This is a genomic window from Actinokineospora sp. NBRC 105648 (genome assembly GCF_030269645.1).
Taxonomy (GTDB): Bacteria; Actinomycetota; Actinomycetes; order Mycobacteriales; family Pseudonocardiaceae; genus Actinokineospora.
Window position 1 is genome coordinate 18,403 of record NZ_BSTR01000048.1, and the last position, 25,476, is coordinate 43,878.

Here is a 25,476-nt window from a genome sequence, read left to right on the forward strand (position 1 = left end):
CGGTGCGGCGGTGCGGCGGTGCGGCGGTGCGGCGGTGCGGCGGTGCGGCGGTGCGGCGGTGCGGCGGTGCGGCGGTGCGGCGGTGCGGCGGTGCGGCGGTGCGGCGGTGCGGCGGTGCGGCGGTGCGGCGGTGCGGGGGCAGCGCGTTGGAGGCCCTGGCGAAGGGCATGGACACTGTGTGCCAGGCGCACCTCCAGTCGCTTCTCGGGAGCGCGCCGTGGTGAGAGGAGGCGTCGTGGCTGATGACATCGAAGTCGGTCGTCGGGTCGTCGTGCCGTTCGGGCTGCACGACATCGAAGGCCTCGTTGTCCGTGTCTCCAAGACGGGACCGAAGGTGTGGGTGACGGTCGACCTGGACATCGAGGGCGCCGACGAGCACCTCGTCACCACGTACCCGATCGAAGTGGTCAGGACGACTTCGGCCGCGTGAGACCGCGCCCGCTGCTCAGTTCGGGGTGTGGATCAGGGCGGCCAGGGCCATGCCGGTGAGCAGGTCGGCCATCTGGGCTCGGTCCAGGTGCCTGCTGTGCGGGGTCGAGTTGATCAGCCCGAACACCGCGTGCGCCGCGGCTCGGGCCGTCGGTTCCGCGGTGGTCGGGACGGCGCCGCGGATGACCTCCACCCAGGTTTCCACGTAGCGGCGTTGCAGGCCGCGGACCTTGCGGCGGTCGGGATCCGTCAGGTTGCCGAGGTTGCGCTCCTGCACCGTGATCAGCGCCGGGTTGTCCAGGGCGAAGTCGACGTGGAAGCGGACCAGTTCCTCGAGCGTGTCGCGCGCGCCCCTGGTCAGGCCTACCCGGGACTGGCCGCCGTCGAGCAGGACCTCGCTGATCGAGGTCAGCATCTCGCCGAGCATGGCGTCCTTGGAGCGGAAGTGCCGGTAGAGGGCCGGTCCGGAGATGCCGACCGCGGAGCCGATGTCGTCGATGCCGACGCCGTGGAAGCCGTGCCGGGCGAACAGCTCGGCGGCCGCGGCGAGGATCTGTTCGCGTCTGCTCGGCTTGGCCGGGACGGGTTCCGCTGCTGGTGACACGCGATACATCGTATGGCAGGCCGGTTAGCGACCGCTAACCGTCTCCTGTTCACCTACTGGTAAGTGTGAAGAAGTTACCGAACGGTTCCGTGTTGGGTTGGTGGCTGGTAGTGATGACCATGTCGGGAATCCCTCCAACGTCGGAGGCTAGAAATGCGTGTCCCTCGCTCCTTGGCCGTCGCGGTGCTCGCGGCCTTATCCCTGCTCGGGCTCTCCTCCACCGCGCTGGCCGCCCCGGCCGCCGCGGGGAAGTACGTGGCACTCGGTGACTCCTACTCCTCCGGCCTCGGCGCGGGCAGCTACGGCAGCAGCGGCAGTTGCAAGCGCAGCAGCAACGCCTACGCCCAGCTGTGGGCCAACGCGCACGCGCCGTCGGCGTTCTCGTTCGTCGCGTGCTCCGGCGCGGTGACCCAGGACGTCCTCAACAGCCAGGTGTCCGCGATCACCGCCGACACCGCGCTGGTCACCATCTCCATCGGTGGCAACGACGCGGGCTTCGTCAGCGTCATGACCGACTGCAACCTCGGGTCGGACTCGACCTGCGTGAGCAAGAACCAGGCGGCGCAGAACTTCGCGCGCACAACGCTCCCCGCGCGGCTGGACGCGGTCTACACCCAGATCCGCAACCGCGCGCCGTCCGCCCGGGTCGTGGTCTTGGGCTACCCGCGCATCTACAAGACCGGCGGCTCTTGCGTTGTCGGGCTGAGCGAGACCAAGAGGGCGGCCATCAACCAGTCCTCCGACGTGCTCGCGAGCGTGATCTCCGGGAAGGCCGCCGCGTACGGCTTCAGCTTCGTCGACGCGCGCACCGCGTTCGCCGGGCACGAGGTGTGCGCCGCGGGCACCCGCTGGATCAACAGCGTGACCTGGCCGATCGAGGAGTCCTACCACCCGACCGCCGGTGGCCAGAGCGGCGGCTACTACGCCGGGTTGGTCGCGGTCACGGGCTGATCGCCACCGGGACGGCCGTCTCCCGTGCCGGGGAGGCGGCCGTTCACGGCGTCAGGAACGTCAGCACCGCGGTGAGGAACCCCTGCGGGTCGGTCCTGTGCACCTCGTGCCCCACCGCGATGGTGACGGCGCGCCCGTGCGGCAGCCGTTCGGCGAGTTCGAGCACCCACTCCTGCGGCATGTGGCTGGTCGGCCCACCCGCGATGACCAGGGTGGGCGCGGTGACCTCGGTGAGCCGCTCGCGCCAGCGCGGGTCCGGGTTCGCCACCTGCGCCAGCAGCGGTGCCACGGCGGCCCAGTCGTAGTCGATCGGGTCGGCGGGCCGGTCCGGCACGTCGCGCTGCCGCGGGTACGGCAGCGGGGCGTCCTCGACGACCAGCCGCTCGACGCGCCGCGGGACCTCCTCGGCGACCAGCAGCGCCACCAGCCCGCCCGTCGAGTGGCCGACCAGGGTGGCGCTGTCGACGCCCAGCGCGTCCAGGAAGCCGATGACGTCGTCGCGCATGAGCTCGTAGCTGTACTCGGGGGTGTGCTCGCTTTCGCCGTGGCCGCGCAGGTCGAGGGCGTAGACCCGGCGGTGGTCGGCGAGCTTGGTGGCCACCTCGGACCACCCCGCCGCGCTGTCGCCCAGCCCGTGCAGCAGCACCAGCGGCGCGGAGTTGGCGTCGCCGAACACCTGGTACGCCAACCGGATCCCGCCGACGTCCACGTGCTCAGCCATGCCCTCACCGTAGCCGGGAACCAGGTCGTCCGGTTATCGAGCGCTAACCGGGCCGGGAGGATTGATCATTCGCCGGTCCGGCGGAGTGGGCCGGCGCTAGCGTGTCCCCATGCCTGTTGTGCTGCGGCGGATACCGCGTTGGCTGGTCATCACGCTGGTCGTGGCGGGCGTCGTCACCAGCTGCTCGGTGGTGTTCCGGTGGAACCGGCCGACCAAGTCCGGGGCCGAGAGCATGGTCGCCGACTACACCGGCGCACGCAGTGTCACCTGCACCGAACCCACCGGCGAGGCCTACTTCAGGTGCCTCCTGCGCGACGACGCCGGCCGGTACGGCCGCTCGGTCACCGTGCGCGACGAGCTGTCAAAGGGCCGCCAGGGCGTCCCCAGCTTCCACGAGTGGTTCGACCCGGAGTTCAACACCACCTACGACTACCGCCTGGGTCCGGACCTCTTCCTCGACACCCCGCTCAACGCCGACACCGAGCCCGTCCTGGCCAAGCTGATCGACGCGAAGGTCAGGTGGGCGACCGAGGCCCTGACCCTCGGCGGCACCCCGACCCAGGTGCGGTGCCCGGTGCCCCCGGACCGCACGTCCGAGACGTGCTGGGTGACCGGTCTGGCGAGGTCTGCCACCCTCACCAGGACCAGCTCGATCTCCTACACCATCCGGGTCCAGTTCACCGACCCCCGCGCCCGCTGAGCCCCGCTCACCCCAGGCCCCACTCCCGCACCACCCGGGCGCGCCCGCTCGGGTGTGACGGCCGATACTGGACCGTGGACGTTAGCGAGCGCTAACATCGACCCAGTAGTTAACGACGACTAACCGCGCGAGGAGCGAGATGGACGCGCCCGTTCTGCGCAGCTCAGCGGATCCCGCCGACGAGGCGTTCCAGCGCAACGCCAAGGGGCACGCCGAGCTGGTCAACGACCTGCGCGACCGGCTGGCTCAGGCCGCCCTCGGCGGCCCGGAGAAGGCCAGGGCCCGGCACGTCGCGCGCGGCAAGCTGCTGCCCCGCGACCGGGTCGACACCCTGCTCGACCCGGGGTCGCCGTTCCTGGAGCTGTCCCCGCTGGCGGCCACCGGCCTCTACGGCGACGACGCCCCGGCCGCCGGGATCATCACCGGCGTGGGCCGGGTGTCCGGCCGCGAGGTGGTCGTCGTGGCCAACGACGCCACCGTCAAGGGCGGCACCTACTACCCGCTCACGGTCAAGAAGCACCTGCGCGCCCAAGAGGTCGCCCTGCAGAACAACCTGCCGTGCGTCTACCTCGTGGACTCCGGCGGCGCGTTCCTGCCCAAACAGGACGACGTCTTTCCCGACCGGGACCACTTCGGCCGGATCTTCTTCAACCAGGCCACCATGTCGGCGCAGGCCATCCCGCAGATCGCGGCTGTGCTGGGTTCCTGCACCGCCGGTGGCGCGTACGTGCCCGCGATGAGCGACGAGGCCGTCATCGTCCGCGAGCAGGGCACGATCTTCCTCGGCGGCCCCCCGCTGGTGAAGGCCGCGACCGGCGAGGTGGTCAGCGCCGAGGACCTCGGCGGCGGCGACGTGCACTCCCGGGTCTCCGGGGTCACCGACCACCTGGCCGACGACGACACGCACGCCCTCAACATCGTCCGCTCCATCGTCAGCACCCTCGGTCCGCGCGCCGCCCGCCCGTGGGACGTGGCGCCGGTCGAGGAGCCCGCGGTCGACCCGTCGACCCTCTACGGCGTCGTGCCCACCGACTCGCGCACCCCCTACGACGTGCGCGAGGTCATCGCGCGGATCGTCGACGGCAGCCGGTTCCGCGAGTTCAAGAAGGAGTACGGCTCGACCCTGGTCACCGGGTTCGCCCGGGTGCACGGCCACCCGGTCGGCATCGTGGCCAACAACGGGGTGCTGTTCTCCGAGTCGGCCATGAAGGGCGCGCACTTCATCGAGCTGTGCGACCAGCGCAGCATCCCGCTGCTCTACCTGCAGAACATCACCGGCTTCATGGTCGGCCGCGACTACGAGGCGGGCGGCATCGCCAAGCACGGTGCCAAGATGGTCACCGCCACGGCGTGCGCGCGGGTGCCGAAGTTCACCGTGGTCATCGGCGGCTCGTTCGGCGCGGGCAACTACTCGATGTGCGGCCGGGCGTACTCGCCCCGCTTCCTCTGGATGTGGCCGAACGCGCGGATCAGCGTGATGGGCGGCGAGCAGGCCGCCTCGGTGCTCTCCACCGTCCGCCGCGACCAGATCGAGGGCGCGGGCGGCGAGTGGTCCGCTGAGGACGAGGACGCCTTCAAGGACCCGATCCGCGCGCAGTACGAGGAGCAGGGCAACCCGTACTACTCGACCGCGCGGCTGTGGGACGACGGCGTGATCGACCCGGCCGACACCCGCCAGGTGCTCGGCCTCGCGCTGTCGGCCGCGGCCAACGCGCCCCTGGCCCCTGTCCGCTACGGCGTCTTCCGGATGTGAGCATGTTCTCCAGCGTTCTGATCGCCAACCGGGGCGAGATCGCGGTCCGCGTGATCTCCACCCTGCGCCGCCTGGGCATCCGCTCGGTCGCGGTCTACAGCGACGCCGACGCGGGCGCGCGGCACGTGCGTGAGGCCGACGAGGCCGTGCGCATCGGGCCCGCGTCCGCCCGAGAGAGCTACCTGTCGATCGACAAGGTGGTCGCCGCCGCGCTCGAGACCGGCGCCGAGGCGGTGCACCCGGGCTACGGGTTCCTCGCCGAGAACGTCGAGTTCGCCCGCGCGTGCGCCGCTGCGGGGCTGATCTTCATCGGCCCGCCCGCCGCGGCCATCGATGCGATGGGCGACAAGATCCGGGCCAAGCTGACGGTGAGCGCGGCGGGTGTGCCGGTCGTGCCCGGCCGCACCGAGCCGGACATGTCCGACGACGACCTGGTCGCCGCCGCCGCGGAGATCGGCTTCCCGGTGCTGCTCAAGCCGTCCGCCGGTGGCGGTGGCAAGGGGATGCGGCTGGTCGAGGAGGCGTCCGGGCTGCGCGCGGCGATCGAGTCGGCGCGCCGGGAGGCCCGCGGGTCCTTCGGCGACGAGACGCTGCTGATCGAGCGGTTCGTGCTGCGGCCCCGGCACATCGAGATCCAGGTCATGGCCGACTCGCACGGGCACGCCATCCACCTCGGCGAGCGCGAGTGCAGCCTGCAGCGGCGGCACCAGAAGATCATCGAGGAGGCGCCGTCGCCGCTGCTCGACGCGGCCACCCGGGCCCGGATGGGCGCGGCGGCGGTGGACGCGGCCAAGGCGGTCGACTACAGCGGCGCGGGCACGGTGGAGTTCATCGTCTCCGCCGACCGGCCGGACGAGTTCTTCTTCATGGAGATGAACACCCGGCTGCAGGTGGAGCACCCGGTCACCGAGCAGGTCACCGGCCTCGACCTCGTCGAGCTGCAGGTCCGGGTCGCCGCAGGGGAGCGGCTCGGGCTCACGCAGGACGACGTGGTGCTGCGCGGCCACGCGATCGAGGCCCGGGTGTACGCCGAGGACCCGGCCACCGGGTTCCTGCCCACCGGTGGCCGCGTTCTCGGGCTGCGCCAGTCCAGCGCGGACTGGGCACGGCTGGACTCGGGGCTGCTGCCCGGTTCGGTGGTCGGCTCGGACTACGACCCGATGCTGGCCAAGGTCATCGCCACCGGTGCCGACCGCGCCCAGGCGATCGACCGGCTCTCCGCCGCGCTGGGGGCCACCGCGGTCCTGGGCGTGGGCACCAACATCGCGTTCCTGCGGGCGCTGCTGGCCGACGCCGACGTGCGCGCGGGTCGGCTCGACACCCAGCTGGTCGAGCGCAGGCTCGCCGAGCTGACCAGGGTCGAGGATGTGCCGGACGAGGTGTTCGCCGCCGCCGCGCTCGCCGAGCTGGCGTCGATGCAGCCGACCGGCGCGGTCGTCGACCCGTGGGCCGTGCCCAACGGGTGGCGTCTCGGTCAGCCTGCCCCGGTCGCCCTGCGGTTCACCTGTGGTGACCGTGCGGTGACGGTTCGGGTGACTGGCACGCCTTCGGCGGCAACGGTTTCCGTGGACGACGGCGAGGCCGTGTCGGCTTCTGTGTCCGCTGTGGACGATGAGCTGCGGGTGACCCACAACGGTCGCGCGGTGCGCTTCGCGTCCGCTGTGGACGGTGACACCCGGTGGCTGGCCAGGGATGGCCGGGCCTGGGCGGTCGCCGAGCACTCGGTGCTCGAGGGCGCCGCGGCGGCGGCTGGCGCGGGCGGACCGGTCACCAGCCCGATGCCCGGCACCGTGCTGGTCGTCAAGGTCTCGACCGGCGACGCGGTGACCGCGGGCACGCCGCTGCTCGTGGTCGAGGCGATGAAGATGGAGCACACCATCACCGCGAAGGTCGACGGTGTGGTCTCCGAACTCCCGGTTCAGGCGGGCCAACAGGTCGCGCTGAACCAGATCCTGGCCGTGGTGACCCCATCGGAGGACCTGACGTGATCGACCTGACGCTGGACGAGGAGCACGAGGCGCTCCGCAAGACCGTCCAAGAGTTCGCCCGCGAGGAGGTCGCCCCGGTCATCGGCGACTTCTACGAGCGCGAGGAGTTCCCGTACGAGATCGTCGCCAAGATGGGCGCCATGGGCCTGTTCGGCCTGCCCATCAGCGAGGAGTACGGCGGCATGGGCGGGGACTACTTCGCGCTGTGCCTGGCGCTGGAGGAGTTGGCCAGGGTCGACTCGTCGGTGGCGATCACGCTGGAGGCCGGGGTGTCGCTGGGCGCGATGCCGCTCTACCGGTTCGGCACCGAGGAGCAGAAGCGGCGCTGGCTGCCGGAGCTGGCCGCGGGCACCAAGCTCGGCGCGTTCGGGCTCACCGAGCCCGGCGGCGGCTCGGACGCGGGTGCCACCCGCACCACCGCCAAGCTCGACGGCGGCGAGTGGGTCGTCAACGGCTCCAAGGCGTTCATCACCAACTCCGGCACCGACATCACCACCCTGGTCACCGCCACCGCGGTCACCGGGGTCAAGGACGACGGCCGCAAGGAGATCTCGGCGATCATCATCCCGGCGGGCACGCCCGGGTTCGCGGTGTCGAAGAAGTACTCCAAGGTCGGCTGGAACGCCTCCGACACCCGTGAGCTCTCCTTCGCCGACGTGCGTGTGCCCGCCGAGAACGTGCTCGGCCAGGTGGGCCGCGGCTACGCGCAGTTCCTGTCCACTTTGGACGAGGGACGGGTGGCGATCGCCGCGCTGTCAGTGGGTCTGGCGCAGGGCTGCGTGGACGAGTCGCTGCGCTACGTGGGCGAGCGCGAGGCGTTCGGCCGCAAGATCGGCCAGTACCAGGCGATCCAGTTCAAGATCGCCGACATGGAGACCCGGGTGCACACCTCCCGGCTGGCCTACTACGCCGCGGCGGCGAAGATGGTGCGCGGCGAGCCGTTCAAGCGCGAGGCCGCGATCGCCAAGCTGGTGGCCTCCAACGCCGCGATGGACAACGCCCGCGACGCCACCCAGATCTTCGGCGGGTACGGCTTCATGAACGAGTTCCCGGTCGGCCGCTTCTACCGCGACGCCAAGATCCTGGAGATCGGCGAGGGCACCAGCGAGGTGCAGCGCATGCTCATCGCGCGCGAGCTCGGCCTGCGCTGAGGCGGTCCGCAGGCCGCGGTCGGCGGCGACGGGCTCAAGCAACCGGGGCCTGCGGTAGGCCCGGTACTCGCCGGGTACGCGTTCGTACGGGTAGCTGATCCGGCGGTACCGGGTTCCCACGCCACCGGCCTGCTCGTACCCCCAGTACGAGCAGTGCCCGGTGTCGGCCCACCGCTCGAAGAGCACGGCGTGCCGGGAGTTGTGGTCACCTATCGGGTCGATCAGCGCGTCACCGGCGCGCAGCTCGCCCTTGTCGATCTCGGTCGCGATGGCCACCAGGCCCCGGGTGTTCAGCCCGCCACCGGGGTCGGCGGGCCTGCCCGGCAGACCCCAGGCCATCGAGACGTAGCCCGAGCAGTCGGTCCGGTAGGTGCCGCAGTGGTTGGTGTGGTGGGCCCGCTGGTCGTAGGGGACCGGTGGGAACCAGCTCCGCGCCCGGGTGATGATCCGCGCGGGAGTGGTCGGCCCGGCCGCCACCAGCACTCACACTGACGAGGCTGGACTGACGGGGGTGCCCGGCTCCCCTCCGGGTCTCCCCGCGGCGACCGGGCCGGTGGAAACCGCCCGCGGCGCGAACGCGGCCTGCGTGGCGGTGGTGGTCGACATGCCGGTGTCACACACCACGGCTCCCCCCAACCTTGATGCGCCAAGGCTTCCGGTGCGGTCTAGAGGACGCCTATAGGCCTGGCGGCAACTTCGGCCCCGCGCCTGCCACGAGTTGCCGGTAGCGCAAGGGTTGCCGGTGGTACGTGAACGGATTTCGCCTGGATGCGGCGGTTCGTGGGGACCTATAGGAAATCTATAGGTCGACCGGGTGCGGCTCAGCTCGGCCACTGGGGTTCTCCGCTCTCACGGGCCAGGTTCGGCCGCCGGTACGGGCGGTAGTCCTGCGGCGTGCTGTCGTACGGGTACCGGATCTTGCGGTAGACCGTGCCGGTGCCACTCGCCTGCTCGTAGCCCCAGTACTCGGTCCGGGCGGCGTCGGCCCACTGGTCGAACAGCGCGACGTGCCGGGTGTCGTTGGTACCGACGGCATCGATCAGCGCGTCGCCGGTGCGCAGGTCTTCCTTGGCCACCGGGTCGGCCAGGCTCGCGAGCCCCTGGGTACTGGTCCCGCCGTAGGGCGCGGTGGGCAGTTCCCAGGCCATCGAGACGTAGCCGGAGCAGTCGGTGCGGTAGCGGCCGTGCGGGGTGGTGTGGAAGGCGTCCTGGCTGTACGGGACCGACGGGGCCAGCCAGCCGCGCGCCCGGTTGATGATCTCCGCGCGGGTGGTCGAGGTGGGAATGGCCAGGGCGAGCGCGCCGGTGTTCGAGAAGCTCGCCTTGACGACGGGTGGACCAGGGGCGGGGGTGACGGCGGCGCAGACCAGGACGGCCGCGATGGTGAGGTGGACGCGCATCTGGGGTTCTCCAGGATCAACTTCGGATACCTGGATGTTCGCGCTCCCGCGTGCAGGTTTCCTCCAGAACTCCTGGAAGCACCTTGAGGTTCGCTATAGGTCCTTGCGGGCGACGACCGCGTAGGTCATCGCCATGGTCGGATCGCCCGAGGCCGGGGCGTCCGGCCGCCAGAGCGGCGTCCACACCACGCCGGGGTCGATGACCGTCAAACCCGCGCACAGCCCGCCCACCTCTGCCAGGTTGCGCGGGACCGCGGGGGAGCCGGTGCCCGCGTACAGGCGCAGCACGTCGGCCTCGGCCTCCGGCTGGGCGTCGGCGGTGCCGTGCGTGATGGCGAAGTGGCTGCCCGGGGCCACCGCGGCGGCGTAGCGGTCGATCGCCTGGCCCGCGTCGGCGACGAAGTGCAGCACGGCCAGCATCAGCACACCGACCGGCTGGTCGAGGTCCAGCAGCCGGGACACCGCGTCGGTGGCCAGCACCGCCTCCGGTTCGCGCAGGTCCCCCAGCACGGCCGCGGCGTTGGGCACCTCGCGCAGCACGATCTCGCTGTGCGCGACCGCGATCGGGTCGTTGTCGACGTAGACCACCGGTGCGCCGGGTGCGATCTCGTGCACGTTGCCCACCGACGGGATGCCGGAGCCGAGGTCGAGGAACTGCCGCACACCCTGGCTCAGGTAGTACTCGACCACCCGCCGCAGGAACGCCCGGTTCGTCCGGGCCGCCGCGGCGGCGTTGGGCATCACGGTCAGGAACCGCTCGGCGAAGGCCCGGTCCGGCTCGAAGTTGCAGGCGCCACCGAGCAGGTAGTCGTAGATCCGGGCCGGGTGCGGCCGCTCAGGATCGATCTCGGTCACTCCGCGCCTCCCCCGTGGTCGTCCCGCCGTGGGGATACTAGTCGCGCGCGTACCCAACGGAAGGGGCAGTGATGCCGACGGCACCTGACTGGGTGGCATCAGCTACCACGAACGTGGCAGCCAAGCTCCTGCGCGGCGGACTGGCGGACCTGCGCCCCCTGCCCCGCGCCCTCATCGACAAGGGCCGACTGCGCTCGGTCTACCGCTTCGCCCCCGGCACCGAACCGGCGGCGGGCGACCCGGTCCTACTGGTCCCACCGCTGGCCGCCCCCGCCCTGTGCTTCGACCTCAGGCGGGGCTGCAGCCTCGCGGAGCACCTGGTCGACGCCGGTCGCAAGGTCTACCTGGTCGACTACGGCACCGTCAGCTTCGCCGACCGCGGACTCGGCCTCGAACACTGGATCGACGACGTCCTCCCACACACCATCCGCGCGGTCAGCGCGGACGCGGGCGGACGCCCGGTGCACGTGGTGGCCTGGTGCCTGGGCGGGATCATGTCGCTGCTCACCGCCGCGGACAAATCAGACCTGCCGATCGCCTCCATCGCCACCATCGCCGCCCCGATCGACATGACGGCCATCCCCCTGGTCGCCCCGTTCAAACCCCTGGTGGACCTCACCAACGGCTGGATCCTGACCCCGGCCTACCGACTGCTCGGCGGCGCACCCCGGGCACTGGTGAAGCGGGCCTTCCAGCTCTCGGCGATCGACAAGGTGATCACCAAGCCCTACGCCGTGCTCCGCAACCTGGCCGACGCAGACTTCCTGGCACAGTTGGAGGCGGTGGACCGGTTCACCGACAACATGATCGCCTACCCGGGCCGGACCTTCGGCCAGATCTACCACCACTTCTTCCGGGCGAACGACCTGGCGGAGGGCCAGTTGGACCTGGGTGGACGGCGGATCTCGTTGGAAGAGCTGAAGATCCCGATCCTGGTCATCGCGGGCGACAACGACACCATCGCCCCCAAGCGCGCCGTGGGCCACTTGGTCGACGTCCTGGACAACGCCACGGACGTGAGCTTCCAGGTGTGCCCGGGCGGCCACCTGGGGGTGCTGACCGGCAGGGCGGCCAGGACAACCACCTGGCACCACCTGGACAACTTCCAGAACACGCACAACCCCAGGTAGTGAGCACGCGAGTTCCCCATCGAGCACCACGACACCAAACCCCGACGGCAGCCGGCACGGGGTAATAGCAGAGCGAGCGCCGGCATGGCACGCCGGCGCTCGCTGAGCTGGAAATGCTCGATTGGGCGAAGTGGCTTTGTTTGGGGCCCCTAAGAAAAGAGGCGCCGGGGCGAAGCGGGTGGGAAAGGGATCACCCACCCCGAAGCCAGGCTAGCGCCTCTTTTCTCCCCAAACAAAGCCACTTCGCCCAATCGAGCGCTGTGTTGTGGAACTTGGGAGTGCGGTAGTTGGGATGTCCTCACGGGGGGTGGCCGCCCGTTGTGGCGGGTTCGCGTGGACGTCCGTCTTTCTGTCCAGTGTGGACTTCTTACATGTGGACGACGGGGCCCGCGGTGCTCAGCTCCGCCGAGACGCCGGGGCGCAGGACGAACGCGCAGATGACGGCGCCCACGCCGAACAGGACCGCGCTCCAGGTGAAGGCCGCGCTGTAGCCCGCGATCGCCGCCGTGGCCGGGTTCTTGCCGCTGAGCAGTTGGCTGGTGACCACGTTCGTCGCGACCGTGCTGAACAGGGCCGTGCCGATCGAGCCGCCGATCTGCTGGACCGCGTTGATCGCCGCCGAGGCCGCGCCGGAGTCGTGCGGGTCGACGCCCGCGATGCCGACGTTCATCGACGAGGCCATGGTCAGGCCGATGCCGAAGCCGGAGACCAGCAGGCCCGGCAGTACGTTGGCGGAGTAGGTGCTGGTCTCGTCGAGCAGGGCCAGCAGGCCGGTGCCCGCGCCCGCCAGCAGCATGCCGACGGTGACCAGCAGGCGGGGGCCGATCTTGGGCAGCAGGACGGTGGTGGCCATGGTGGCGCCGACCATCAGGGTGCCGATCATCGGCAGGAAGGCGACGCCGCTCTCGACCGGGCCGAAGCGCAGGTTCTGCTGCATGAAGTAGGTGAGGAACAGGAAGATCACGAACATCCCCGCGCACAGCACGAAGATGGACAGGAAGGACCCGCCCCGGTTGCGGTGCAGCAGGATCCGCAGCGGGAGCAGCGGGTGGGCGACCTTGGTCTGGGAGTAGACGAAGGCGATCAGCAGGACGCCGCCCGCGACCAGGAAGCCCCAGGTGTCCACCGAGCCCCACGACTTCGACGCGGCGTTGCCCAGGCCGTAGACCAGCGCGAACATGCCCGCGGTGGCGGTCACCACGCCGATCAGGTCGAGCCGCGGGCGCTCCTCGGCGTCGCTCGGGCCCAGCAGCAGCAGGCCGCCGACGAAGCCGATGCCCGCGAAGATCAGGTTGACGAACATGCACCAGCGCCAGTCGAGGTACTCGGTGAGCACGCCGCCGAGCAGCAGACCGATCGCGCCGCCCGCGCCGGAGATGGCGCCGAAGATGCCGAACGCCTTGCCGCGCTCGGCCGGGTCGGTGAACGTGGTGGTGAGCAGCGAGAGCGCGGCGGGCGCCAGCAGCGCGGCGAACACGCCCTGGCCGACGCGGGCCGCGACGAGCATGCCGAAGCTGCCCGCCGCGCCGCCGATCGCGGAGGCGACCGCGAAGCCCGCGACGCCGGTGAGGAAGGTGATCCGGCGGCCGAACAGGTCGGCGATCCGGCCGCCGATGAGCAGCAGGCTGCCGAAGCTGAGCGCGTAGCCGGTGATCAGCCACTGCCGCTGGTCGTCGGAGAAGCCGAGGTCGCGCTGCGCCGAGGGCAGCGCGATGTTGACCACGGTCGCGTCCAGGATGACCATGACCTGCGCGATGGCGATGACCGCCAGGATCAGCCAGCGCTTGTTGCCCGAGTGCTCGGCGCCCGGGGTGGGCGGTGCCGATGTGGACAGTGATTCGGATGTGGTCATGGTCGCCCCCTGGGAGAAAAGTCCTCTGTGGTTTCGGTGGCGACGCTAACACAGAAGCGGAGGGGTTATCTCCGGTTTCGTGCTAAGCTGAGAGCGTGACATCCGACACCCACGCGCTCATCCGCCCCCTCCGCGCCGACGCCGAACGCAACCGCGCCCGCGTCGTGGTGGCCGCGCGCGAGGTGTTCGCCCAGCACGGCCTAGGTGTGACGCTGGACGACGTCGCCCGGCACGCGGGCGTCGGCGTCGGCACCGTCTACCGGCGCTTCCCCAACAAGGAGGCCCTGGTCTCGGCGGTCTTCGACCACGTCATCGCCGAGCTCATCAACATGATCCACGGCCATGTGTCCAATGTGGACGCCTGGCGCGGGCTGACCGAGCTGATCACCGAGATCGCCGAGCGGCAGTCCGGCGACCGCGGCCTCTACGAGCTCTGCACCAAGTCCGACTTCGGCCAGATGGACCGCATCGCCGCGCACTTCACCCCGGCCGCCGAGGCCCTGGTGTCCCGCGCGCAGGCCGAGGGCTCGCTGCGCCCGGACTTCTCCACCAACGACATCGGCCCGATGATCCTGATGATCGCGGCCGTCTCCGAGAACACCCGCCAAGTCGACCCGGACGCCTGGCGCCGCTACCTCATCCTGCTGCTCGACGGCCTGCGCGCGCCGGGCGCGACCCCGCTGCCCGGGCACCCGCTGTCCCACGAGGAACTCAAGGACGCCATGTGCTGCGGGGAGGCCTGACCGCTCGACGTCGGCGTGGTCGTCCTGATTCGCTTGCACCGCAACGGTTCCAGGGCGACACCGCAGCGGCGGGGTCGCGCCGCGAGGGCCGAACGGTGGTCATGACCGGTCGATGACCGCGGCTTGCAGGGCGTTGCCGACCTCGACCAGGGCGTTGCCCAGCGTCAGGTCCATCCGGTCGGTGATGGCCGGGTTGTGCGGGATCTGCTCGAGGTAGCGGTCAATGGCCTTGCCGACGGTGACGAGATCTTCGATGAGATCGGTGGTCTGTTCGCTCATGGGGACAGTGTGGCCGGCCGGTCGGTGTTCCGGAACGGTGGCGAAAGCGCAGGTCACGGCACCGCAGGCGGGCGCTGTCAACCCGGAGGATTAGCCGGAGGACTGGTCGAGGAACGGCTGCGCGGGCGCGGTCCGGTGTTACTCTCGGAGACGGAGTCAGCACAGAGAGGACGCGGGTGTCGATCGACCCGAACGCCCTGTTGCGGGCCGCGCGTGCGAGCCGGGGCCTGACCCAGGGCCAGCTGGCCGACCTGGCGAACACCGAGGTCGAACGAGCCACCGGCAAGCCCGGCGCGATGGACGCCGACTACGTGGGCAAGCTGGAACGCGGCATCCACCGCTGGCCCAACCGCGACTACCGGGCAGCCCTGCGACAGGTGCTCGCGGTGCGCACCGACGCGGACTTGGGCCTGCACTGCACGCGGTCCCGTTCGGGGGTCCCGCAGGGCGAGGAAGGGGACGACGTGGAACGCAAAGCCTTCTTGCGAGTGCTCACCGGAACTGCTGTCGGGGTAGTGGCTGGTGACTTGCTGGGTGGGTTCGGGGCTGGGGCAGGCACGGGCGGGCAGCGGGTCGGGCAGGTGGAGGTAGAGCAGGTTCGGTCGATGACCAGGATGTTCGCCGGCCAGGACAGTGGGACGGCGGGCGGCCTGTCGGCGGAAGCCGTGGTCGCGCAGCTGTCCATGTCGCGGCAGTTGCTCAACAGGCGATTCGCTCAGGACGCGGTGCGGCGACAGTTGTTCGCCGCAGTCGCCGAGTTGGCTGACCTGACGGCGGGTATGTGTCTGGACAGTGGTGCGTTGCGTGAGGCGGAGCGCTGTTTCCGGTTCGCGGTCAGCTGTGCCACTGAGTGCGAAGACTGGTCGCTGCGGGCGAAGGCGCTCGCCGGGCTGACAAGTCTTTCGGTTCACCAGGGCAATGCCGAGGACGCGTTGAGCTATGCCGAACTGGCCTTGGTCCGAGCCGACCGGTTGCCCCCGGTTGTGCGGGCGATCGTGCACACCAAGCACGCCAGGGCGCTTGGGCTGAGCGGAAGACACCGAGCGGGAGATTGCCTGGCGGCGGTAGGGCAGGCGGAGACCCACTTCGCTCGGCACACCTCGGATGAGAGTCAGGTGCGGCCCTACCTGGCGGCGCACCTTGAACGGGACATCGGCCGGGCGATGCTCTGCCTCGCGGTTCAGGGTGGGGACTACGGTGCCGCGCAGCAGCGGCTGCACTCGGCGGTGGCCAAGTTCCCGGCGGGGTCCTCCCGCGCGAAGTCTTTGACCATGGCGAATCTGGCTCATCTGACGATGGTTCGTGCTGATCCGGTTGAGGCGGTGTCGTTGGGGCATAGTGCGGTTGATTCGGTGGGGTTGGTGCGGTCGGAGCGGGTGTTCGCGGCTTTTCGGCAGTTGCGGGTTGCTGGGCAGCGGTATCGGTCGATTCCGCAGGTTCGGGAGTTGAACCAGCGGATCACCACCCTGCTCCCACCCGCTACGGCAACTCAGGCTCGATGAGCTGCGCCACCTGGAGTGCGAGCCGGCAAGCCTTGTCCTGAGCGGTGCCTGCTACGACTTCCGTGGAGACCCGGGAAGCGATCGACACCGCCATGTCACTGAGCACGTGCCGGCACCGCTGCCTCGGCTGGTTTGCACTGCTTGCGACAGGCCGTTGCCGATGATGTCGAATGTAGGCGGTTCGGTCACTGTCGTGCGCCTCCCGGTTCGGCCGATGCCAACGACGGCCGGGCCCGGGAGGGGCGTGCGAATCAAAGCATATAACCGTAAGAGTGACGTCCAGCTACTTCAGCTCGGACGACGACTTCCCGAGTAGGCGGCGGGCGACGATGAGTTGCTGGATCTGCGGGGTTCCTTCGAAGATGTCCAGGTTCTTATTCGCCGGAATCGCTGCCTTGGGGTCTTGTTGGGCATATGGCTTCTGACATGGGCATTTCCGGTCGTCGACGGTCGTTGTCGGTCAACACCGTTTGACGTCTGACGGCCGGGAGACGGCCTGAGCCCTTGTCACCGGCCTTCGTATCGACGCTGGTTGTCAGCCTGTGTCGTCGTGGTGCGAGCCCGATAGTCAGAGGCGTTCTTATCCCCAGTTGCCGTGTATCGGCGGGGCGCGGTGTCGCTGACCTTGCGGGGCGTCGGCCTGGTTCTGGCCGACCTTGAAGCCGCGGCCCGGGCAGAGCGCGGAGCTTCGTAGGTGGCCCGCTCTGCCAGTTGATAGCGGTTCCATATGGCGATCTGGGTGGGTCCAGGGTCGCGGCGGCTGTTGAGCATCTGGCTGCTCCCTACGGTGACTCGACAACCTGAGTGGAGTTCGCGGGGCTTGGTCGCCCCCGCTTCCTCGCACTGGCCGCCCTAGCGCTGGGAGGGTGGTGTCAAGGGTGGAGCCCGCTCCATCGCGTAGCGACGCCGTAGGCGCCCTTGATGGCGCCCTGCCAGTGTTAGACGATTACGGCGAGAGGAAGCCCCGTCCTCGTGCGCCTGGCCCTCATCGACCTACGCCGCGTCGCCTGCGCGGTGCAGCGTCCCGGCCCCGGTCGCTCAGCCGTGCCGCGCGCCCGCGCGGGCGGAGCGGAGCGGGAGCCCGCGCCGTGGCGCGATGGATGTGGACCACCCACCCAGGTGACCGGCCCGCCCGCCGCGCCGCGCGGGCGGCGCGGCCTTGATCTCATAGAGGCAAGTTCGGCAACGCCCTACAGCGGGTGTCGTTTCGCGTGCCTATTCGTGGTCGGCTATCGCTTGAAGCGCCCCGCGAGTGTTTAGGTCAAGCTTTATCTCGTCAGCGAGCTGGTTGGTTTTGCGTCGATGGATGGTTCGTTGATCGCCGGTGGTAAGTCTGCACAGGTACGCGTGGGTGATCGCCTGCGAGTAGCGGTCTCGGATTTGTTGATAGAGGATCAACGCTCGATTGAACAGCTCGCGGGCCCGGTCGTTGCGCGATTCGATGAACTCGACCTGGCCGAGGTTGCTCAGGCAGTTGGCCTCACCGAGCACGTCGCCGATTTTCCGGTAGAGCGGCAGCGCCTCGTTGAACAGCTCGCGGGCCCGGTCATCGGCGCGTGCGTGGTAGAGCTGGGCAAGGGCACGAGTGATAGCGGCTTTGTCGGGTGTGGTGGGTGCGAGGGTGAGAGCGTGTTCGGCGAGCCGTGGTGTGCCTAGCCCGGTGAACATCTGTAGTCGGACCAAGCCGGGGATGATGGTGGCGAGAGTGGGGTTGTGGTCGAGTGCGGTGGTCAGGATGGCCGTGATGTTGGTGAACTCCGGGACCAGTTCCGCGGTCACCGCCGCGCCGCCCACGTGTCCTATCCGGTCTGCCTGGGCGGCGAGAGTGCGGACTTTTTCCACGAGGTGACGGTGGTCTTGGGGCGTGGGGGTGTGTTGGGTGCGGATGTGTTCGCGGATGGGGGCCAGGCACCGTTGGCGGGTGTCGTCATCGTGCAGTAGCGCCCGAGTGCCGAGTTCGATGACGCCCGCGTTGAGCGTGTCGGGCAGGTAGGTGGTGTGGCCGTCGGTTGGCCAGCCGTCGGGCAAGAGAGCGGCGAGAGTGAGCGCGGATCGTGCGTCGGGCGTCAGGGTGTCCCAGGACAGCTCGATCGACACCGGCAGGCTCGATGTCCGGGTCGGGTGGCGGTGCAGCAGTGCGGTGTGTTTGTCCTGCCAGGCCGACCGCAGTGTGGCCAGAGTCGACATCGAGCGGGCCAGGCCGGCCAGCAACACGATCGCCAACGGCACTCCGTCGAGTTCGGCGACCAAGGGAGCAAGGTTGGGGTCGCCACGGTGCTGCTCGCCCGCGGTGGTGACGAACAGGTCAACCGCTGCCTCGGGGGTCAGGGGGTTCAGCCGGATGTCGAGCGCGCCGTGGATGCCCGGGACCGCTCCACCGCGGTAGCCCAACCCCACCCGAACGTCCGCTGGGGATGCGCGGAGTTCACGTACCAGGGTGTGCGCGCCATCGGGGTCCGCATCGGCGACGGTCTCGAAGTTGTCCAACACCAGCACGCACGGTTGGCGCCGCACGAAGGCCAGCACCAGGTTTCGCAATCCTGGGCCACCATGCACCAAGCCCAGCACCAGCGCGAGTTTGTCCACCACCGCATCGGCCGAGGGTGCGCCTTCGCACGAGACCACGAACCGGCGATCTCCGAACAGCGACACCATCCGCGCCTCGGTCAATGCACGGCCCAGCACCGTTGACTTGCCGATCCCCGGCCCACCCAGCACCGCCACCAACTCACCCGAGAGCCACCCGTCCACCACACGCGCTACCGGCTCGTCACGCCCGATGCACACGTCCACCGCCGGAGCAGGCAACGGCTCCACCACCTGCTGCACAGCGGGAAGCACTACTTGCCCACCAGCCTCGACCGAGACCGCCCCCGCCTCCACAACACGAACCTGGTTGCCGGTGCCGGTCACCATCGGCCCACCCACCGACCTCGCCTGCGCCACCGGCGCCACTACCGGACCGGTGATCGTGTTGATGCTCACGGACGAATCCACCGGCCCTGATTCCACCGGCTTCGAGTGCTCCGGTCTAGGACGCGCCCACTGCCACACCGCCAACGCCAGCCCCATCACAGCGCACACCGCACCGACAACACTGGATGCCTGGTCAGCGACATCAAGCCCCCGCCAGATCAGCACACCACCCACAGCCGCCACGGCCACACCCGCGACGACACACACCACCCACCTGGCACCCGACACAACGTCATCATCGTCCTATCGCCGCTAGCTGTGACAACAACCGCTGTTCACGACGGGGGCCGCAGGGTCGTTCGCGTGGTCTACGCGAGCCAGGGTCAGCCCTCCTCGGTTGAAGATGCCCTATTGAGAACCGCTATCAGCTCGCTGGCCACACCGCCTCCGGCGGCGGATACGCTGGATGAAGCAAGCCAGTATGGGTTGCCGGCAGTGTCTGCAATTCGCGCTCCGGCTTCCCCTGCGACAAGTGTGCCAGCGGCAATGTCCCACGGGCTATTGGACAGGATGATGGCGGCATCAGTGCGGCCTTCGGCGAGCCAGGCTAGGTCGATGGCGGCGGAGCCGAACATGCGGATGCGTTCGACTTTGGCGGCCAGACGGGCTGTTACCGCTAGGCGGTGTTGGTTCTTCTTCTCTGCGTTGGGGCCTACGGCGTAGTCGCCTAGGGAGACGATGGCGGAGGAGAGGTTGGTGGTGGTGCTGGCGGTGATGGGGCCGTGTTGGTTGTGGGCGCCTCCGCCTTCGGTGGCGGTGTAGTGCATGTTGAGGGCGGGGAGGTCGATGACGGCGACTACTGGGCGGCCGTTGGTGACGAGGGCTAGGGAGACGGCGTAGAGGGGGAGGCCGTGGACGAGGTTGGAGGTGCCGTCGATGGGGTCGAGGGTCCAGACGGAGTCACCAGTGGACGGCGTGGTGCCTTCTTCTTCGCCTAGGAAGCCGATGTCGGGGGTTTGGTCGGCTAGGTAGGCGCGGACGGTGCGTTCGATGGTGATGTCGAGGTTGGTGACGCGGTCGCGGTCGCCTTTGTCGCGGACGGTGAGGGGGCCTGCGTTGGCGATGAGGTCGCGGGCGATGGTGACGGCGTCTTCGGCGATCTTGAGGTGCGCCTGGTGCTCGTTCATGTACCAACGGCCCCCTGACCCACAAAGGAGTCAGGGGGCTGGTGCGTAGAACCGTTGGCAGAAGGTCACTTCAGCTCGGACGACGACTTCCCGAGTAGGCGGCGGGCCACGATGAGTTGCTGGATTTGTTGGGTGCCTTCGAAGATGTCCAGGATCTTTGAATCGCGGGCCCATTTCTCCAGCAGGGAGTTCTCGCTGTAGCCCAACGAACCCGTCAGTTCCACGCACCGGAGGGTGATGTCTGAGGCGGAGCGGCCTGCTTTTGCCTTGGCCATGCTGGCCTGGAGGGAGTTCGGCTTGCGGTTGTCGGCCATCCAGGCGGCTTCCAGGGACAGCAGGTAGGCGGCTTCCCAGTCGGCTTCCAGTTGGAGGAAGGTGGCGGCCGCGGCGGACTGGGCGAAAGCGGGGCGGTCGTAGTCGATTGCCACGCCTGACTCTTCCAGGATTCGGCGGGTTTCCTCCAGGGCCGCGCGGGCGACGCCGACGGCCATGGCGGCTACCAGGGGGCGGGTGTTGTCGAAGGTCTGCATGACCCCGGCGAAGCCCTGTTCGGTGTTGATCTCCGGGCTGCCCAGTAGGTTGTCCTTGTGCACGCGCACGTTGTCGAGCCGGAAGTGGGCTGTGTCGGAGGCGCGGATGCCCAGTTTGTGTTCCAGGCGAACGAGTTCGAAGCCGGGAGTGTCGCGGTCGACCACAAAGGACTTGATCGCCGCCTTGCCCAGTGATCTGTCCAAAGTGGCCCAGACGACCACGCAGTCCGCTCGTTCGCCCGCGGTCACGAAGATCTTCTCGCCGTTGAGGACGTAGTGGTCGCCGTCGAGGACCGCGGTGGTGCGGATGGCGCCTGAGTCTGAGCCGGTGTCCGGTTCGGTGATCGCCATCGCGGCCCATTTGCCCTGGTAGCGAGCCAGTTGCTCGTCCGTGGCGACCGAGCCGATGGCGGCGTTGCCCAGGCCCTGGCGGGGCATGGACAGCAGTAGACCCACGTCGCCCCAGCACATCTCGATGGTGCCGAGCAGCAGGCGGAGGTTGGCGCCGTTCTTGTTGCCCTTCCCGCTGTCGTCCGAGCCGCGCCGGACGCCGCCCGCGCCGGCGCCGCCGCCTGCGGCCGACAGGCCGTCGAGCAGCGCCGCCAACATGTCGAGTTCCTTGGGGTAGGTGTGCTCGGCCTGGTCGTACTTGCGCGAGTTGGGTCGGAAGAACTCCGCCGCCGCCTGGTGGGCCTGGTCGACCAACTGCTGGAACTTGCCCGGGATCTCAAGGTTGATCATGCTTGCGCTCCTCCCGACCGCCCTCAGACGAGGACGCTCCCCTCGACCAGGCCGATGGCCCGCAGGTCCCGGTACCACCGCTCCACCGGGTGCTCCTTGACGAAACCGTGACCGCCCAACAACTGCACGCCGTCGTTGCCGATCAGCATGCCCTTCTCCGCGCACAACCTGCGGGCCAGGCCCGCCTCCCGCGCGTACGACTTCCCTTGCTCGGCACGGGAAGCAGCCCGGTAGGTCAACAGTCGCATGCCCTCGAGCTCGATGCCGATGTCGGCGACCTTGAAGGCGACGCCCTGCCGGTGGCTCACCGGCTCGCCGAAGGCCACGCGGTCGTTGACGTATGGGATCACGTAGTCCAGCACCGCTTGCGCGGTGCCCACGGCCAGTGCGCACCAAGCGATCCGCGACAGGCGCACGCACTCTGCGTACACAGCGGACGATCCTTCGCCGAGCAGTGCCGTCGCGGGCAGGGCCACCTGGTCGAGTCGCAGCCTGCCCATGCCGGCGGCGCGCAGGCCCATGGCGGGCTCGGACTCGACGCCCACCCCGGCGGTGCTCGACTCCACGACGAACAGCGCGGGACCACGGCCGTCGAGGTCGGCCGCCACGATGAACAGCTCGGCCTGCGCCGCGCGCGGGACCAGCGACTTGACGCCGTCGAGGACGAAGCCGCCCGCCGTCCGGTATGCCTTGGTGTGCAACGTGAACGGGTCGAACAGCGCCCGTGGCTCCTGCACGGCCAGTGCGGCGGCGGGCACGTCGTCGCCGACGAACGCGGGCAGGTACGTCGCCTGCTGCTGCTCGTCGCCCCACAGCACCAGCGCGGTGCTCACCGCCGACGGTGCCAGGCACGCCACGGCCAAGCCCATGTCCCCGTGCGCCATAGCCTCCGCGACGAGCACACCGGTGACCGCCGACCGCTCGGTGCCCAGCCCGCCCAGCTGCTCCGGGACGCCCACCAGCGTCACACCTAGCTCGGTGGCCTTGGCCAGCAGACCCGCCGGTGCCGTGCACGCGGTGTCGGCCTCGGCGGCGAGCGGGCGCAGTTGCTCGGCGGCGAACTCGACCACCGTCGAGCGGATCAGCTGCTGCTCGTCGTCCGGGGTGAGGTCGAACTGGCCGCGGTCGGCGGCCGCGGGCAGCCGCTGCGGCTTGGTCAACCGCTGGGTAGCGGCGAAGGTGCGACTGGCCGCGCCCACGGCGCCGAAGCCGGTGCGGGTGGCCCCGTAGACCCCGCGCTCCACCGGCTTGCGCAGCCCGAACCGGTCGAGCACCGCGGTGCCCGCCAGCCGGTTCAGCACGGCGAGCGCCGACCCCATGGCGTCGCGCCTGGGTACCCGCCCGCCCGCTCCCTCGTTCGCCACCATGTGCCGCCACCTCGTCTCGGACCGTCTCGACCGCGCTACCTACTCTAGAGTAGGAAGTGGGTTCGATCGACCCCTGTGGCCCGGGTCACCCGGTCAGGGCAGCAACTGGTCAGGGCGGCAACCGGTCAGGGTGGCAACCCGGTCAGCGCAGCAGGCGGGCCTTGTCGACGACGCCGGTGAGCGGCTCGCCCGCGATGAAGCGGTCCAGGTTCTCCACGAAGCGCCGCACCAGCTCCTCGCGCCACCCGGCGACGTCGCCGGTCATGTGCGGGGAGATGAGCACGTTGGGCATGTCCCACAGCGTCGAGGACGTCGGCAGCGGCTCGTCGGCGAACACGTCGAACGCCGCGCCGGAGAGCATGCCCGCGTCCAGCGCGTCGATCAGGTCGGCCTGCACGACCAGGCCGCCGCGGCCGATGTTGACCAGCCGTGCGGTCGGGCGCATGGCGCGCAGCACGGTGGCGTCGAACAGTCCCGTGGTCTGCGGGGTGAGCGCGGCGGAGAGGATCACCCAGTCGTTCCGGGCGACCGCGGGCCGCAGATGTCCCATCGGGACGATTTCACCCAGATCGGGGTCGCCCGTTCGAGCGGCCGGGCCGACCGCCGAGACCCGCACGCCGACCGCGGTGAGCTTGCGCCCGATGGCCCGGGCGATCGGGCCGGTGCCCACGACCAACGCCGACGAGCCGGACAACCGCTCGGTCTCCCGGCGCTGCCACCGCCTGCGCTGCTGGTCGCGCAGGGTCGCCGGGAGCTCCTTGGCGAAGGCGAGCAGCAGGCCGAGGACGTACTCGGCCATCGGCTCGTCGAAGACGCCGGGGGAGCCGGTGACCGCCACCGGGCTGTCCCGCAGGGCCGGGAACAGCAGCGGGGCCACGCTCGCGCCCGCCGAGTGGACCCAGCGCAGCCTGCCGGCGGCGGGCCACACCCGGGATAGCGCGGTGGAACGGGAATCCCACACGAACAGGACATCGGCGCCCTCGAGCGCGGTGCCCAAGTTGTCGGCGGTGGTGTGGCGAACGGTGGCGCGGAGGCCGACCTGGCCCATCGCGGGCGGTCGGTCGGTGCCGTGCAGGACCACGACGGTCGGTCGTGGGCTGGAGTCCATCGTGGGCTGCGTCCCCAATTCGGGTGGGCCTGGCCGGGTGAACCCAGGCAACGCTAGGAAGCGTGCCCGGTGGTGTCAAACGTGCCGGGGCCGGCCCCGGATTCGCCAGGTGGCAGGAGGTCCGGGTGAGCGTTCGCCCACCCGGGTCAGCGGTCGCACACCTCAGGGTGCTCGCCTCGGTAGACCGGCCGCTACTCCATTCGTGACACCAACCACTCGAATGGAGTAACAGCCATGATCACTCTTCCGTGCAGGCCGGGTACTTACTTGATCTTGCAGGGGTTGCCGGCGGGAAAGCGACCCCGCCGGCGCTGTTCCGCCCGTCGCCGTCAGCCGCTAGGGTAGGTCCCACCTGGGGTTTCCTCGCTTCGGCGGGGTCGGGTCCGGCCCGGTCGGCGGGGTCGCCAGCTCAGCCCGCGGTGTCGGCCGTTCGGCGGTTTCGAACACACTGAGTGGCGCATAGGGCCGTTGGACTCTTACCGCTGTGAGGTTGAATACGAAAACATCGCTCGTATGCAGCAGCGATACCCCTGGTGCACAGCCTCTTCCCCGGCTAACATCACTCTCCGTCAGGGCCACCATCGAATCCGACGGTCAAGTGAGCGGATGGGGCGGTGAGCCGGGACACCCCGCGCCGTTCCGGACCTCGACGGCGTTCCTCCCCTATCGGTGCGCCGCTATATCTGGGGGCTCATGTGAGTTCGACAGCTTCCTCCTCCGCGTCGGAGACGCTTCCGGAGACCCAGCCCGCGGGCCGGGGTCAGAGTACCGACGCCGTCTTCGCCCGACTGAAGAGCTCGGCCTTCCACGAGCTGGTCGCCGCCTCGCTGGCCGGTGACCAGGAGGCCATCGGGACGCTGTTCGCCTGGATCAACCCGGCCATCATCCGGTACTGCCGCGCGCGCATCGGGCGGACCGGGTCGGCCTTCTCCTCCGCCGACGACGTGGCCCAGGAGATCCTGCTGGCCGTGCTCGGCGCGCTGCCGCGCTACTCCGACGACCGCGAGTCGTTCCTGCCGTTCGTCTACGGCATCGCCTCGCACAAGGTCGCCGACTACTACCGCCGCTCCGGCCGGGATCGCTCCGACCCCGTCGCCGACGTGCCCGACACCATCGACCACGGCCTGGGCCCCGAGCAGATCACCCTGCGCGCCGAGATGCGCACCCGGCTGGTCAAGCTGCTCGACACCCTCGCCCCCCGCCAGCGCGAGATCCTCGTGCTGCGCCTGGTCGTGGGCCTCTCCGCCCAGGAGACCGCCGTCGCCATCGGACTCACCGCCACCGCCGTGCGCGTCGCCCAGCACCGGGCGCTCACCCGGCTGCGCGGCGGACTGTCCGCCGGGGACTGGCTCTAAAGCTCTGACACGCAGGGAATCGAGGGGTGCGGGCGGCGGGCCTGCACCCCTCGGTGTCTGTTCGGACCGGTGTCCGTCCAGATCGGTGTCTGTTCAGGACTGTGCGGTGCTTCGTCCGTCCCCACCGGTGTCTGTCCAGGTCCACCCGGTGTCGGACCCAGGACCACGTGGTACTAATCGAGGACCCTCTAGTCCTAATTTAGGACTAGAGGGT

21 protein-coding genes are annotated in these 25,476 nt (G+C 69.8%); 10 read left to right on the forward strand and 11 right to left on the reverse strand.

Annotation, left to right across the window (positions count from 1 at the left end):
• The first annotated feature begins 235 nt into the window (after positions 1-235).
• Positions 236-430, forward strand: a complete 195-nt coding sequence (locus tag QSK30_RS29630) for a hypothetical protein (protein ID WP_285507863.1) — start codon at positions 236-238, stop codon at positions 428-430.
• A 15-nt stretch (positions 431-445) separates the two neighbouring features.
• Here QSK30_RS29630 and QSK30_RS29635 read toward each other — a convergent pair whose 3' ends face one another.
• Positions 446-1,033 (reverse strand): SACE_7040 family transcriptional regulator, encoded by a 588-nt coding sequence (locus QSK30_RS29635; RefSeq protein ID WP_502871906.1) that lies wholly within the window; start codon positions 1,031-1,033, stop codon positions 446-448.
• A 153-nt stretch (positions 1,034-1,186) separates the two neighbouring features.
• Here QSK30_RS29635 and QSK30_RS29640 point away from each other — a divergent pair, with 153 nt between their 5' ends.
• Positions 1,187-1,984, forward strand: coding sequence for an SGNH/GDSL hydrolase family protein (locus QSK30_RS29640; RefSeq protein ID WP_285507867.1), 798 nt, complete (start codon positions 1,187-1,189; stop codon positions 1,982-1,984).
• A 43-nt stretch (positions 1,985-2,027) separates the two neighbouring features.
• Here QSK30_RS29640 and QSK30_RS29645 read toward each other — a convergent pair whose 3' ends face one another.
• On the reverse strand, positions 2,028-2,705 hold the full coding sequence (locus QSK30_RS29645; protein ID WP_285507868.1) for an alpha/beta fold hydrolase: 678 nt from the start codon (positions 2,703-2,705) through the stop codon (positions 2,028-2,030).
• Positions 2,706-2,814: 109 nt separating this feature from the next.
• On the opposite strand from QSK30_RS29645, the gene QSK30_RS29650 reads away from it, so the two are divergent.
• From QSK30_RS29650 to QSK30_RS29665, 4 genes are all read left to right on the forward strand, one after another.
• Positions 2,815-3,405: a hypothetical protein gene (locus QSK30_RS29650; RefSeq protein ID WP_285507870.1), complete on the forward strand. Its 591-nt coding sequence runs from the start codon at positions 2,815-2,817 to the stop codon at positions 3,403-3,405.
• Positions 3,406-3,544: 139 nt separating this feature from the next.
• Positions 3,545-5,158 carry a carboxyl transferase domain-containing protein gene (locus QSK30_RS29655; protein ID WP_285507872.1) on the forward strand — a complete coding sequence of 538 codons (1,614 nt, stop codon included), beginning with the start codon at positions 3,545-3,547 and terminating at the stop codon, positions 5,156-5,158.
• Between the two features lie 2 nt (positions 5,159-5,160).
• Positions 5,161-7,146, forward strand: a complete 1,986-nt coding sequence (locus QSK30_RS29660; RefSeq protein ID WP_285507874.1) for an ATP-binding protein — start codon at positions 5,161-5,163, stop codon at positions 7,144-7,146.
• Positions 7,143-8,297: an acyl-CoA dehydrogenase family protein gene (locus QSK30_RS29665; RefSeq protein ID WP_285507876.1), complete on the forward strand. Its 1,155-nt coding sequence runs from the start codon at positions 7,143-7,145 to the stop codon at positions 8,295-8,297. The genes QSK30_RS29660 and QSK30_RS29665 overlap by 4 nt, the downstream gene beginning before the upstream one ends.
• An 821-nt stretch (positions 8,298-9,118) precedes the next feature.
• On the opposite strand, the gene QSK30_RS29670 is transcribed toward QSK30_RS29665, so the two are convergent.
• Positions 9,119-9,697 carry an NlpC/P60 family protein gene (locus QSK30_RS29670; protein WP_285507878.1) on the reverse strand — a complete coding sequence of 193 codons (579 nt, stop codon included), beginning with the start codon at positions 9,695-9,697 and terminating at the stop codon, positions 9,119-9,121.
• A gap of 93 nt (positions 9,698-9,790) precedes the next feature.
• Positions 9,791-10,552, reverse strand: a complete 762-nt coding sequence (locus tag QSK30_RS29675; RefSeq protein WP_285507880.1) for an SAM-dependent methyltransferase — start codon at positions 10,550-10,552, stop codon at positions 9,791-9,793.
• Positions 10,553-10,623: 71 nt separating this feature from the next.
• Here QSK30_RS29675 and QSK30_RS29680 point away from each other — a divergent pair, with 71 nt between their 5' ends.
• Positions 10,624-11,682: an alpha/beta fold hydrolase gene (locus tag QSK30_RS29680; protein WP_285507882.1), complete on the forward strand. Its 1,059-nt coding sequence runs from the start codon at positions 10,624-10,626 to the stop codon at positions 11,680-11,682.
• A 367-nt stretch (positions 11,683-12,049) separates the two neighbouring features.
• Here the strand turns inward: QSK30_RS29680 and QSK30_RS29685 are convergent, their stop codons facing one another.
• Positions 12,050-13,534: an MFS transporter gene (locus QSK30_RS29685; protein WP_285507884.1), complete on the reverse strand. Its 1,485-nt coding sequence runs from the start codon at positions 13,532-13,534 to the stop codon at positions 12,050-12,052.
• A 95-nt stretch (positions 13,535-13,629) separates the two neighbouring features.
• On the opposite strand from QSK30_RS29685, the gene QSK30_RS29690 reads away from it, so the two are divergent.
• Complete coding sequence (locus tag QSK30_RS29690; protein ID WP_285507886.1) at positions 13,630-14,277, forward strand: TetR/AcrR family transcriptional regulator; 648 nt, start codon at positions 13,630-13,632, stop codon at positions 14,275-14,277.
• 99 nt (positions 14,278-14,376) lie between these two features.
• On the opposite strand, the gene QSK30_RS29695 is transcribed toward QSK30_RS29690, so the two are convergent.
• A complete protein-coding gene (locus tag QSK30_RS29695; RefSeq protein ID WP_285507887.1) occupies positions 14,377-14,556 on the reverse strand; it encodes a hypothetical protein in 180 nt (59 codons plus the stop codon).
• Positions 14,557-14,732: 176 nt separating this feature from the next.
• Between QSK30_RS29695 and QSK30_RS29700 the strand changes: the two genes are divergently transcribed.
• A complete protein-coding gene (locus QSK30_RS29700; RefSeq protein WP_285507888.1) occupies positions 14,733-16,058 on the forward strand; it encodes a helix-turn-helix domain-containing protein in 1,326 nt (441 codons plus the stop codon).
• 1,215 nt (positions 16,059-17,273) lie between these two features.
• On the opposite strand, the gene QSK30_RS29705 is transcribed toward QSK30_RS29700, so the two are convergent.
• The 5 genes from QSK30_RS29705 to QSK30_RS29725 all read right to left on the reverse strand — a co-directional run bounded on the left by QSK30_RS29705 (position 17,274) and on the right by QSK30_RS29725 (position 23,907).
• Positions 17,274-19,043, reverse strand: coding sequence for a tetratricopeptide repeat protein (locus QSK30_RS29705; protein WP_285507889.1), 1,770 nt, complete (start codon positions 19,041-19,043; stop codon positions 17,274-17,276).
• Positions 19,044-19,357: 314 nt separating this feature from the next.
• Positions 19,358-20,161, reverse strand: a complete 804-nt coding sequence (locus QSK30_RS29710) for an inositol monophosphatase family protein (protein ID WP_285507891.1) — start codon at positions 20,159-20,161, stop codon at positions 19,358-19,360.
• A gap of 65 nt (positions 20,162-20,226) precedes the next feature.
• Entirely contained in the window at positions 20,227-21,432 is a 1,206-nt protein-coding gene (locus tag QSK30_RS29715) for an acyl-CoA dehydrogenase family protein (RefSeq protein ID WP_285507893.1), read from the reverse strand.
• A 23-nt stretch (positions 21,433-21,455) separates the two neighbouring features.
• Positions 21,456-22,751 carry an acyl-CoA dehydrogenase family protein gene (locus QSK30_RS29720; RefSeq protein WP_285507925.1) on the reverse strand — a complete coding sequence of 432 codons (1,296 nt, stop codon included), beginning with the start codon at positions 22,749-22,751 and terminating at the stop codon, positions 21,456-21,458.
• Between the two features lie 190 nt (positions 22,752-22,941).
• A complete protein-coding gene (locus tag QSK30_RS29725; protein WP_285507894.1) occupies positions 22,942-23,907 on the reverse strand; it encodes a D-2-hydroxyacid dehydrogenase in 966 nt (321 codons plus the stop codon).
• A gap of 788 nt (positions 23,908-24,695) precedes the next feature.
• On the opposite strand from QSK30_RS29725, the gene shbA reads away from it, so the two are divergent.
• The gene (gene shbA / locus QSK30_RS29730; RefSeq protein ID WP_502871908.1) at positions 24,696-25,262 is read left to right on the forward strand and encodes an RNA polymerase sigma factor ShbA; all 567 of its coding nucleotides are present in this window, start codon (positions 24,696-24,698) and stop codon (positions 25,260-25,262) included.
• Positions 25,263-25,476 lie beyond the last annotated feature (214 nt).

Coding starts and splice junctions, on each gene's coding strand:
- QSK30_RS29645 (WP_285507868.1), bottom strand. CDS start 2,705: ATGGCTGAGCACGTGGACGTCGGCGGGATCCGGTTGGCGTACCAGGTG.
- QSK30_RS29640 (WP_285507867.1), top strand. CDS start 1,187: ATGCGTGTCCCTCGCTCCTTGGCCGTCGCGGTGCTCGCGGCCTTATCC.
- QSK30_RS29725 (WP_285507894.1), bottom strand. CDS start 23,907: ATGGACTCCAGCCCACGACCGACCGTCGTGGTCCTGCACGGCACCGAC.
- QSK30_RS29655 (WP_285507872.1), top strand. CDS start 3,545: ATGGACGCGCCCGTTCTGCGCAGCTCAGCGGATCCCGCCGACGAGGCG.
- QSK30_RS29650 (WP_285507870.1), top strand. CDS start 2,815: ATGCCTGTTGTGCTGCGGCGGATACCGCGTTGGCTGGTCATCACGCTG.
- QSK30_RS29695 (WP_285507887.1), bottom strand. CDS start 14,556: ATGAGCGAACAGACCACCGATCTCATCGAAGATCTCGTCACCGTCGGC.
- QSK30_RS29680 (WP_285507882.1), top strand. CDS start 10,624: ATGCCGACGGCACCTGACTGGGTGGCATCAGCTACCACGAACGTGGCA.
- QSK30_RS29660 (WP_285507874.1), top strand. CDS start 5,161: ATGTTCTCCAGCGTTCTGATCGCCAACCGGGGCGAGATCGCGGTCCGC.
- QSK30_RS29715 (WP_285507893.1), bottom strand. CDS start 21,432: ATGATCAACCTTGAGATCCCGGGCAAGTTCCAGCAGTTGGTCGACCAG.
- QSK30_RS29670 (WP_285507878.1), bottom strand. CDS start 9,697: ATGCGCGTCCACCTCACCATCGCGGCCGTCCTGGTCTGCGCCGCCGTC.
- QSK30_RS29710 (WP_285507891.1), bottom strand. CDS start 20,161: ATGAACGAGCACCAGGCGCACCTCAAGATCGCCGAAGACGCCGTCACC.
- QSK30_RS29720 (WP_285507925.1), bottom strand. CDS start 22,751: ATGGGGTCGGCGCTCGCCGTGCTGAACCGGCTGGCGGGCACCGCGGTG.
- QSK30_RS29685 (WP_285507884.1), bottom strand. CDS start 13,534: ATGACCACATCCGAATCACTGTCCACATCGGCACCGCCCACCCCGGGC.